General features: G+C 65.5%; 9 protein-coding genes. 2 read left to right on the top strand and 7 right to left on the bottom strand.

Annotated elements, in window-relative coordinates; genetic code table 11:
- The first annotated feature begins 310 nt into the window (after positions 1-310).
- On the top strand, positions 311-1,210 hold the full coding sequence (locus Q8R61_RS10400) for a dienelactone hydrolase family protein (protein ID WP_305536916.1): 900 nt from the start codon (positions 311-313) through the stop codon (positions 1,208-1,210).
- A 68-nt stretch (positions 1,211-1,278) separates the two neighbouring features.
- Positions 1,279-1,605: a hypothetical protein gene (locus Q8R61_RS10395; RefSeq protein ID WP_305536914.1), complete on the top strand. Its 327-nt coding sequence runs from the start codon at positions 1,279-1,281 to the stop codon at positions 1,603-1,605.
- A 24-nt stretch (positions 1,606-1,629) separates the two neighbouring features.
- Here Q8R61_RS10395 and Q8R61_RS10390 read toward each other — a convergent pair whose 3' ends face one another.
- The 7 genes from Q8R61_RS10390 to Q8R61_RS10360 form a co-directional block, all read right to left on the bottom strand.
- Complete coding sequence (locus tag Q8R61_RS10390; RefSeq protein ID WP_305536912.1) at positions 1,630-2,514, bottom strand: patatin-like phospholipase family protein; 885 nt, start codon at positions 2,512-2,514, stop codon at positions 1,630-1,632.
- Between the two features lie 82 nt (positions 2,515-2,596).
- Positions 2,597-4,039, bottom strand: a complete 1,443-nt coding sequence (gene gtfA / locus Q8R61_RS10385) for a sucrose phosphorylase (protein WP_305536910.1) — start codon at positions 4,037-4,039, stop codon at positions 2,597-2,599.
- Between the two features lie 101 nt (positions 4,040-4,140).
- On the bottom strand, positions 4,141-5,646 hold the full coding sequence (gene ggpS / locus Q8R61_RS10380) for a glucosylglycerol-phosphate synthase (protein WP_305536908.1): 1,506 nt from the start codon (positions 5,644-5,646) through the stop codon (positions 4,141-4,143).
- Positions 5,603-6,394, bottom strand: coding sequence for an HAD family hydrolase (locus tag Q8R61_RS10375; RefSeq protein ID WP_305536906.1), 792 nt, complete (start codon positions 6,392-6,394; stop codon positions 5,603-5,605). The genes ggpS and Q8R61_RS10375 overlap by 44 nt, the downstream gene beginning before the upstream one ends.
- Positions 6,387-7,577: an NAD(P)H-dependent glycerol-3-phosphate dehydrogenase gene (locus tag Q8R61_RS10370; protein ID WP_305536904.1), complete on the bottom strand. Its 1,191-nt coding sequence runs from the start codon at positions 7,575-7,577 to the stop codon at positions 6,387-6,389. Before Q8R61_RS10370 ends, Q8R61_RS10375 begins: the two co-directional genes overlap by 8 nt.
- A gap of 350 nt (positions 7,578-7,927) precedes the next feature.
- A complete protein-coding gene (locus tag Q8R61_RS10365) occupies positions 7,928-10,192 on the bottom strand; it encodes a nitric oxide reductase activation protein NorD (RefSeq protein ID WP_305536902.1) in 2,265 nt (754 codons plus the stop codon).
- Positions 10,193-10,225: 33 nt separating this feature from the next.
- Positions 10,226-11,029: a CbbQ/NirQ/NorQ/GpvN family protein gene (locus Q8R61_RS10360; protein WP_305536901.1), complete on the bottom strand. Its 804-nt coding sequence runs from the start codon at positions 11,027-11,029 to the stop codon at positions 10,226-10,228.
- Positions 11,030-11,111 lie beyond the last annotated feature (82 nt).

Below are 11,111 nucleotides of genomic sequence, written 5' to 3'. Positions count from 1 at the left end.
AGACCAAGAATGAAATTAATTCTCAAACCGGAAAGCGTCCCACCGCCCGGCCAAAGCCCCCTCGCCTGCCCGCTGTGCCGCTGTGCCGCTGTGCCGCTGTGCCGCTGTGCCGCTGTGCCGCTGTGCCGCTGTGCCGCTGTGCCGCTGTGCCGCTGTGCCGCTGTGCCGCTGTGCCGCTGTGCCGCTGTGCCGCTGGGATCCGCTATAAAGATGGCTGCACAATCGAACCCGGGCAGGCTTCTGGCGTCCGAGAATCAAGCCGTCCCGGCACGGCCTATTCGTTGCACCCCCCATACCAGAGGAGACCCTGATGAATGCTGAAACCGATGCCCTGACTGCAGAACTCAACAGCCTTGTTCCCCCTGCCCTGCCGATGAACCGGCGCGGCTTTCTGGTCACCGCGCTGGGCGCGGGCTTTGCGCTGGCGGTGCAGCCGGTGGCCGCCCAGACGGCCATCACCACCGACAGCACGGGCCTCACGGCCGGCGAAATCCAGGTGCCGACCGCCGACGGCAACATGCCGGCCTACCGCGCACAACCAGCGCAGGGGTCGAATTTCCCGGTGATTCTGGTGGTGCAGGAAATCTTCGGCGTCCACGAGTACATCAAGGACACCTGCCGCCGCCTCGCCAGGCTGGGCTACCAGGCCATCGCGCCCGAGCTGTATGCGCGCCAGGGCGACCCGCGGCAGTACAGCGAAATCCCGGAAATCCTTTCCAAAGTGGTGTCGAAAGTGCCGGACAGCCAGGTCATGACCGACCTCGACGCCACCGTGGCCTGGGCCCAGGCCAACGGCGGCGACACCCAGCGGCTGGGCATCACCGGCTTTTGCTGGGGGGGCCGCATCACCTGGCTGTATGCCGCGCACAACCCCAAGGTGAAGGCCGGCGTGGCGTGGTACGGCCGTCTGACCAACCCGGTAAACGACATGACGCCGCGGCATCCGCTCGACGTCGCAGACAAACTGAACGGACCGGTGCTGGGGCTGTACGGCGGGCAGGACGCCGGCATCCCGAACGACACGGTGGAGAAAATGCAGGCGGCACTGGCGCAATCCGACAACCCGTCCAGCAAGGCGTCGGCCATCCATCTCTATCCCGATGCCCCCCACGCTTTCCATGCCGACTATCGGCCCAGCTACCGCAAGGAGCCGGCCGAAGACGGCTGGAAGCGGATGCAGGACTGGTTCAGGAAACACGGGGTGGCCTGACGGCGGTTTGCAGGCGGCGGTCGGCGCAGTAAGCTGCGCCGACACCGCCTGCTTGCCTGAATGGACCGATGGGACGCCGTAACCACTACCACGTCTATGTGATCGAACTGTCGAAAGACGTTCTCTACGAAGCCCGCTTCAAAAAAGCCAACCCCAACTACATCGCGGGCAAACCTTGTCTTTATGTCGGCATGACGGGACTGGATCCCGACGTGCGCTTCGACAAGCACAAGGCCGGCATCCAATCCAACCGCTACGTCCAGGCCTTCGGCCTGCGCCTGCTGCCCGAGCTCTACGAACTCTACAACCCGACCTCGTATGACGACGCCTGCGCGCTGGAAGTGGAGCTGGCGATCGATTTCCGCGAAGCGGGATACGGCGTCTGGCAGGCCTGAGCCAGGGCGCGCTTGCCTCCGCGTTCAGCGCGCCCGCGCCCGGGCAAGCCGGGCCTTCAGCTCCGGCATGATGGCGGCGGCGGCTTTTTCGCCTTCGAGAATGGCCAAGTGGCGGCCTTCGAAATCGGTGCGGCTGACCGCGGCCGTCTGCGGACGGACGACGACGTCGGCATCCTTCAGTTCGTGGCTGCTCAGGGTATGGCCCATGATGGCAAAGGTCTGCAGTAGCACGTCGAGCGTGCCGCTGAGCCGCTCACGACGGCTGACGTTGGAAATGTCCACCGCGATGACGAAATCCGCCCCCATGCTGCGCGCGGCCTGCGCCGGCACCGGCGACGTGAGTCCGCCGTCCACAAAATCGCGGCCATTGATCTCGACCGGCTGGAACACGCCCGGCACCGCACTCGACGCGCGCACCGCCATGCCGGCGTTGCCGCTGCGAAAGAGCACGCGCTCGCCGCTTTGCAGATCGGTGGCCACCACGCCCAGCGGCTTGGGGAATTTCTGGATCGGCTGGTTCTTCACGTGCAGGTTGACGAAGTCCTGCAGCGCCGCGCCCTTCAGCACGCCCCGATTGGGCAGGGTCCAGTCCGCCAGCAGATCTTCCTTCATCTGCAGCGCCAGATTCTGCAGTTCGAAGCCATTCATGCCCGAGGCATAGAGTGCGCCCACCACCGCGCCCGCGCTGGTGCCCACCACGATGTCGGGCACGATGCCCTGCGCCTCCAGCGACTTGATCACGCCGATATGCGCAAACCCGCGCGCGGCGCCGCCGCCCAGCACCAGCGCGATCTTGGGCGGCGGTTTTTGCACCGCGACGGGCGCCGCGACGGGTGGCTTGGGCGCGGGAGCGGGCGCCGCGCAGGCTGTCAGCAGCGCAGCAATCAGGAGCAGGGGCAGGTGACGCATGGGATAAACCGGCAGGAATTCGAATACCGGATTATGCCGGGAGGACACTCGAAGCGGTGCGTCCTCCGCCGTCTGCGGTCGCCTAGCAGCGCATGCTCAGCCAGCGTTTCGACTTCTCGTCCACGTAGCTGATCGTCGCCTTCTTGAAGTTGAGGTCGACAAACAGCTCGCAGCGCAGTTCGCCGTGGCGCCAGCACATGGCAACGCTGCTTTCGTTCGAATACATCAGGTGGAACACGCCGTCGAACGCGGGGTAGCTGCTGCGGAATTCCATCAGCTTGAGCAGCCGCTTCACCACAGGGGTTTTCACGGCCGCGGCGACATCGTCTGCGCTGTAGGCGTGGCGGTTGATGTCGCGCAGTTCACCGGTTTTTTCCATCAGTTCGAGATCGTTGCTGCCGGCGAGCAGGCCGACGTAATAGACCTGCGGGATGCCGGGTGCGAAGAACTGGATGGCGCGGGCGGCGATGTAGGCGTCGTCGTTGCGCTTCAGCGCATCGTAATAGGTGCAGGTGAGCTGGTAGATCGCGCCGACGCTGTGCACGTTGGCGGCGGAGCGGCGCAGGATGGGGTCGGCCGAGCGCTGGCTGACGTTGTCGATCACCGCCTGGATCTTGTCCTTGGGTAGCACGCCTTCGACGTCGGGGATACAGATGCCGTCGTGGGTGTCGAGCACGGTGAGCTGGTTGCGCGGACACATGCGCAGCCACTGCTTGAGGTAGGTGCTGTTGGCGTCGAGCAGCGAAAACAGCAGCAGCGGCGCCAGCGCGAAGCCGTAGGGGTGCATGCCGTGCAGCGCGATGGCGTACTGGAAGCTGGCGTGGTCGTGCACCTCGGGCAAGGTGTCGGCGCCGTTCTCGCGCGCGACGCCGTCGATCCACTTGAGGATGTCGTAGACGTCGGGCTCGACCAGGAAGCAGCTGGTGCCGATTTTCTTGGTGGTGTAGCCGAACGCATCGAGGCGGAACAGCTTGACCCCGCGCGCGGTGAGGAACTTGATGTAATCCTCCATCAGCGCATAGGTTTTGGGCGAGCTGAAGTTGAGGTCGATCTGGTGTTCGGTGAAGGTGCACCAGACGCGGCCGCGGCTGCCGTCGGCGAAGACCACTTCGCGGAAAGGTTCCTTTTCCTTGCGGATGTGGATGCGCGCCAGGTCGTCCGCCGAAATCGGGCCGAGCTGGTCGACGTGCACGAAGAGGTCGGCGTATTCGGAATCGTAGCCACGGGCGACGAAGTCCTTGAATTCCTCGGACTCGTCGGAGATGTGGTTGAGCGTCAGGTCGAGGCAGAGGTCGAAACGCGCCGAGATTTTCTCGACGTCGGCCCAGCTGCCGTATTTAGGGTCGATTTCCTTGTGCGTCAGCGGCGAGAAGCCACCGTCGGCGTTCGACGGGTACGGCGGCAGGATGTGGATACCGCCGATCGCCTTGGAAAAATGCCGGTCGACGATGTCGTACAGCTCGGCCAGGTTGGTGCCCATCCGGTCGGGATAAGCGATCAGCTGGACCTGGTTGCGCAGAGTCATAAGGGGAACCTCGGGGTCATGCCGGTGCCGGCCCGCCGGTCATCCGGCGGGCGTGAGCAGGGCGTTGGATCAAAAAGAGAAAGGGGCGCGCGGCGGAGACGTCAGGCCGCCTGCCGGTTTTCGACCGGCTGCGCACGCAGCTGGGCGAAGATCTCCAGCACGTGGCGGGTCCAGTGGCCAATGTCGTAGCGGTCGATCAGCGCATCCATGCGCTGCATGCGCGCACGCTGTTCCTCGCGCGGCATGTCGAGCGCGCGGTCGATCGCGGCGTCCATCTGCACCAGGCTGTAGGGATTGACCAGCACCGCATCCTGCAGCTCGACCGCGGCGCCGGCGAACTCCGACAACACCAGCACGCCGCTTTCGTTGACATGGGCGGCGATGAATTCCTTGGCGACGAGATTCAGGCCGTCGCGCAGCGGCGTGATCCAGCAGATGTCTGCGGCGCGGAAGTAGCACAGTGTGTCGGCAAACGGCATCGGCGTGGTCGACAGCAGAATGGGCTGCCACGACAGCGTGCCGATATGGCCGTTGATGCGGCCCACCAGCTGCTCAATGTACTGCTGCGCCTTCTTGTAGGCGCGCATGCCGTCGGCCGCCGCCACCGCGGTGACCAGCAGCTTGACCTTGCCGTGCAGTTCGGGACGACGCTGCAGCAGGCGCTCGTAGGCCAGCAGCATTTCGCGCGTACCCTTGGCGTAGTCGACGCGACCGACCGAGACGATGATTTTTTCGTGCGGGATGTCGCGCCGGATCTGTGCGACCTGCGCCACCTTGTCGGCCTGCTGCACGGTGCTGCGGATCATCCCGGCGTGGGTGCCGATGGGGAAGGCATCGATCCGGATCGTGCGCCCTTTGCATGTCATCGACACCGGCGTCAGCGGTTCGGACAGCGCGGTACCGGTGGCACGCAGTTCGTCGGGCACCTCGCGCTCGACGACGTCGTCGACCGGCCGCAGCGACTGCACGGTGGCGACGAAGTTGCGCGCATAGCGCGGGATGTGGAAGCCGACCACATCACAGGTCAGCAGACTGTCGATGATCTCGTCGCGCCACGGAAAGATGTTGAACACATCCGCCGGCGGGAACGGCGTGTGGTGGAAAAAGGCGATGCGCACGTCGGGCCGCATTTCGCGCACGAATTTCGGCACCAGCCACAGGTTGTAGTCGTGCACCCACACCACGGCACCGGGCGCCGCTTCTTCGCAGGCGGCTTCGGCAAACAGGCGATTGACTTCGCGAAAGGTGGCCCAGTCGCAGTTTTCGGTGGAATACAGCGACGGAAAGCTGTTGATGATCGGCCACAGCGCCTCTTTCGAAGTGACGTGGTAGAACTGGCCGATCTGCTCGCTGGTGAGCGGCAGGCGCACCACTTCGTAGCTGCCGTAACTGTCTTCGACGGTGATGCGGCGCTCGAATTTGAGCGGCTTGCCGGCGGCGGCCTTTTTCCAGGCAACCCAGCTGGCGCGCTCGGTCTGACCGATGAAACCCTTCAGCGCGGGGACGATACCGTTGGGGCTGGCGTTTTCCCTGAAGACGGTCTTGCCGTCCACGACATGTTCCTCATAGGGCTGCCGGTGATAGACGATGACCAGTGATGAAGCCATGGGAGTCCTCCGTTCGGTGAAAGCGTTGCAGCGCGTCGAGCACGCCGGCTGCACCCGGATGCGGGCTGCGGTACACGTTGTCGTGTTGCTGGATCGCCGCGTCGAGCGCGGCTTCGCGGTTGCCCACGGCGACGCCGGCGAGGCCGGTGTCGAACATCGACAGGTCGTTGAGGGTGTCGCCGGCGACTAGCGTGCGCTGCGCCGGCAGATTCAGCGCCTGCAGCGTGCGCAGCAGGGTGGGACCTTTCTGCACGCCGCGCGGCAGCACGTCGAAGTAGAGGTTGTCGGAGATCAGGGCGTCGAAGCCCAGCTGCTGCACCTCGCGCTGCGCCACATCGGCGTGCACGGGGTCCTCGTAGTAATACGAGCGGCGGCGTCCACTGACACCCGGTTGTTCGCGCAGCCCCGGATGCTGCTGCATCAGCTGGTCGATGCGTACGTGCGCATCGGCCGGCCAGCAGGTATCCAGCCACTGCTCCAGATGCGGCAGCGGGGCATACCACGGCCCGCAAGCGACGCTGGTGCCGACGTCACCGACCAGGTGATCGGGCTGCACCGGCAGCTCTTTGGCCAGGCCACGCATGAAATCAAGGCCGCGTCCGCTGACGAAGATCAGCACGATCTCGTCGCGGCGCTGTGCGATCCAGTCGTACAGTGTCGCGCGTTCTTCACTGCTGCCGCCGAGAAAGGTGCCATCGAGATCGGTGGCGAGGATGGTCTGCGGCGTGCTGTTGTCGGCCTTATGCATAACTCAAGCCCCGGGGCTGAAGGGCAGGACGCGTTTCGCTGTCACGTCCGATGCGCGGCCGCACCGTGGCGGGACGCGGCGGGCGCGCCACCGGCGACAGCACCGCCGGGGCGTTGTCGTGCAGCAGATGCTGTAGGGCCTGGCCGGCAGGCAGGCGCTGCGCCAGCACATCGCGCACGGCGGCGGCCACGTTCAGGCGCAGGCCATATTTGCGTTCCAGAATCTGCACCGAGATCACGCTGACGGCGCCTTCGCTCAGCGCGCCGTCATCGGGTGCGGCCGCGCCGCCCGGTTGTCCGAGCCGCATGCCGAGCCGCGTGTTGCGCGACTGCTCGGAGGCGGCGGTCAGGAACAGGTCGCCGATGCCGCTGCTGCCGAACAGCGTTTCGATGCGACCGCCCATGGCCAGCGTAAGACGGCGCATGTCGTCGAGGCCGCGGGTGATGATGCCGGCGCGCGCGTTTTCGCCCAGGCCTTGCGCGGTGGCCATGCCGCAGGCGATCGCGATCATGTTCTTCAAGGCGCCGCCCACCTGCGCGCCCACGACATCGCGCGTCAGTTCCAGCGAAACGCCGGCCAGCGCGAGTTGCTGCGTCAGGCTATCGGCAACCCTGCGCGCGTCCTTGTAGCGCGGGTGAAAGCGTTCGAGCGCCGGCAGCGCCAGTGTCAGCAGCGTGGATTTGCCGCCTGCCACTTCGTCGGCGAAGCTGGGGCCGCCGATCGATCCGGTCAGCACGGCCTGGCCCAGTTCCGCGTCCAGCACCTGGGTCATCAACGCGCCGCTGCCCTGCTCGATGCCCTTGCTGGCGGTGAGCACCACCGTGCCCGGCTTCAACAGCGGCGCGACCTGGCGGGCGATGTCCCGGGTGGCGGCCGAGGGCACGGCGAGGATGACCAGTTGCGCGCCGTGCACGGCGTGCGCCATGTCGGTGGTGGCGCCCAGCCCGGACGGCAGGGCGATCCCCGGCAGGCAGTGCGGATGGTGGTTGCAGCTGTGGATCGCTTCCGCCACCGCCTGGCGGCGGGCCCACAACCAGGTGGGCACGCCACCGCGCTGCAGGGCGCAGGCCAGGGCCGTGCCCCAGGCGCCGGCACCCAGCACCGCGGCGCAGGCCAGCGGCGTGTGCGCGTGCGGCCCAGGGGCGGGCGGGTTCAGATCGAAACCTTCGGTCAGGTCAAACATGTCATCTCCAATATCGGGGCATGCCATCGGCATGCTCGTTGGATGGACGCCCGGACGCTGCGGGCAGCATCTGGGCGGGGCGGGGCATCGGCGGGATGCCCGGGCGTAGGGGCGAGCCTTCTGCGGGAAGACATCAGCCCGGTGTTGCGGACGGAAAAATCACAGGCGCGTAGTTGGCCGGCAATGGCTTGTTTTTATGCGGGTTTGCCTGCGGGCACCCCGGTATAACCTGCGCAATACTATTTTGCGCAAAAGCATTCTAACTCAGATCGTCCCCCGAGTAAATTCGCAGACGCGTGAAGCGCGGGAGATCTGGCGTTCGCCCGGGTGCCCGGGCCGGCAAATAGCCGCTATTTGGTCAGCGCCATGAACAGCTGCGGCAGCCGCTCTGGTAACCGTTCGATGTGGTCGATGACGGTGAACTGACGGCCGAAGATGTCACCGACGTATTCATCGGCTTGGGGGTCGAGGCTGATGCAGTAGGTGAAGATGCCATGCTGGTCGAGTTCCTTGACGGCCTGGCGGGCGTCTTCGATCAGCAGGCGCTCGTCGTGGGTGTCGACGTCGGACGGGCGGCCGTCGGTGAGGATCAGCATCAGCTTCTTGTCGGCCGGCCGCGCGCCAAGGTAATGCGCGGCATGGCGCATGGCGGCACCCATGCGGGTCGAATAGCCCGCCTCCATCGCGGCCAGTCGCGCTTTGACGTCGTCGTTGAAGTGTTCGCCGTAGCCCTTGATGTGCAGGTAGCGCACGTCGTGGCGGGTATTGGAATGAAAGCCGGCGATCGCGAACGGGTCGCCCAGCTTTTCGATCGACCAGGCCAGCAGCGAAACGGCTTCCTGGCTGAGTTCAAGGATGGTCTGGTCGGAGCCGCCCGCTTTTTCGTTCAGCGATTCCGACAGGTCGAGCAGCAGCATGACCGCGATGTCGCGGCCGTCGGTGCGGTGGCTCATGTTGATCCGCGGGTCGGGCGTGGCGCCGCCCTTGAAATCGATCAGCGAGCGGATCGCGACGTCGAGGTCGAGTTCGCTGCCCTCCTCCTGGTAGCGGATGCGCACCTTGTCCTGCGGCTTCAAGAGGTCGAGCATTTTCTTAAGCCGCTTGGCGAGCGCGCTGTGCTTGGCGAGCAGGCGGTCGATGTCGGCGGCGTTGCCGGCAGGATGCAGCGCGGCGTAGACGCTGGCCCAGTCGGGGCGGTAGGTCTGGCTCGCGTAATCCCATTCGGGGTAGTGGCGCGGCGGCAGACCCTGGATTTCCTCGCCCGGTTCGATCGTGCGCGTCTCGTCGAAGGCCTCTTCCTCGTCGCCCGCCTCGATGAATTTCCACAACTGGCGATTGTCGTCGCGGTAGTCGACCACGGTGTCGTCGAAATGCACGCGGGCGAACTGGTCGCTCTGCAGGCGGGTCTTGGCGACATAACTGAGCGCCAGCGCGGCGATTTCTCCGGTAGAGGATTCGCCTTGCTGCATGACGGCATGGAAGCGGCCGACGAAGTCGTTCAGGGCCGCATCGACATAGCCGTGATCGGGATCGAGCAGCGCGCGCGACAGCATCGCCATGCGGTGGCGCAGGCAAGAGGTGGTTTCGGGATCGCAGGCGTTCTCCGCAGGCTTCGGATGCAGCGCGAGGAACAGGCGGCGCAGGCCGGGGTATTCGCGGATCAAGAGCGTCTCGATGCGGCAGTCCTCGAAGAACTCGACCGCCATGCGCTGGAACGGGCTCCAGTTGTCGGCGATCTGCGCCTCGGACCAGCGGCGGTGGCCGACGATATGGGCGAGCACGGCGCGATAACGGTCGATGCCGGATATTTTACCGGCGTCGTCGTACACGTCGGGCAGGCGGATGCCGAGCTTGTCGTAGTAGGGAATGGGTTTCCGCAGTTCGTCGAACGCCGTGGAATACGGCACCAGGTGGTCGCCGTCCTGCCACAGGCCGCGCAGGTACAAATCGAGCTTGTGTTCGACGTCCACCAGCAGGGTACCGTGGCGTTCGCGCTGCAGCACGGCGCGGGCGTCGGCCGACTGCAGGCTGAAATAATCCTGCTGCCGCTCGGGGTGGGTGCGGTAGTTGCGGATGCCGTATTCGACCCAGTTTTTCAGGCCGGCGAGCGTCAGCTGGTTGAGGAGCGCCGGCGCCTGGGCGAGAAAATCCGGCAGGCCGGGACTGGGAAAGGTGGTGTGGTGGCCGTGGATGGAACCGGTGGTGCGCGCCTTCAGGTCCAGCGTGATGTCGAGGTAGTGCTGCAGCTGCTCTTGCGACTGCAGCCGGCGCGCCACCGGCGCCAGCGTTTCCAGAAAAGGCGTGATGGCGCTGCCGTTGGGCGACTTCTGCAAGCGCTGGATCAGCGCCATGACCGCCGGCAACGCCGCCTCGCCGACCGCATTGGCGGTGGACGGCCACTCTTCCATGAACGCCAGCATCGGCTCGACGCCGCGCCCCAGCTTGCCGATGACGCGGCCCGCTTCGAGATAGGCGTCGATGCCTGCGCGCGTCAGCACCGCCAGCGCTTCCGCCATCAGATCGTCAAACACCGCCTCGACCTGCGGAAAGCGGGTGTCGAGCTGCTTCCAGTAGGCAGCCATCAGGGGATGCTGGTACACGGTTTCGGTCGTCATGCCGGGCGAGCCTTGGCGTATATCGACGCAGGCTTAGGCAAACGTCGCATCGATCGCGTGATCCAGTGTGTCGCGGATGTCGGCATCGTCGGTGATCGGGCGCACCATGGCCATGCGGCAGGCGTCGCGCGGCTCGACGCCGTCCTTGATCAGCGTTGCGGCGTACACCAGCAGGCGGGTGGAAATGCCTTCGTCGAGGCCATGCCCTTTCAGGTTGCGTGCCACACCGCCGATCTTCACCAGCTGCGCGGCGACCGTTTCATCCATGCCGGTTTCCTTGGCCACGATCTGCGCCTCCAGTGCGGCGTCAGGGTAGTCGAAATCGAACGCGGTGAAGCGCTGCTTGGTCGACTGCTTCAGGTCCTTCATCAGCGTCTGGTAGCCGGGGTTGTAGGAGATCACCAGCTGGAAGTCGGGGTGCGCGTGGATCAGCTCGCCCTTCTTGTCGAGCGGCAGCGTACGGCGGTGGTCGGTCAGCGGGTGGATCACGACCGTCGTGTCCTGGCGCGCCTCGACGATTTCATCCAGATAGCAGATCGCGCCGATGCGCGCGGCGGTCGTCAGCGGGCCGTCGAGCCAGCGGGTGCCGTTGGCTTCCAGCAGGTAACGCCCCACCAGATCGGACGCGGTCATGTCCTCGTTGCAGGCCACGGTGATCAAGGGCTTGCCGAGCTTCCACGCCATGTATTCGACGAAGCGCGACTTGCCGCAGCCGGTGGGACCTTTCACCATTACCGGCAGGCGGTTGCGGTAGGCCGCCTCGTACAGCGCGACTTCGTTCTTCTGCTGTTGGTAGAAGGGTTCCTGCTCAAGCTTGTACTGGTCTTTGTTCGTCATGTTGATTCCTCACGGCGGAAGAAAAAACGCCCCCAGCAAGCCGGGGGCGTGTAGCGCTGGGGCGGCTTGCGGCGGCTAGGCC

The organism is Thiobacillus sp. (assembly GCF_030696885.1).
GTDB lineage: Bacteria > Pseudomonadota > Gammaproteobacteria > Burkholderiales > Thiobacillaceae > Thiobacillus.
This window is presented reverse-complemented; position numbering and strand designations above follow the sequence as displayed.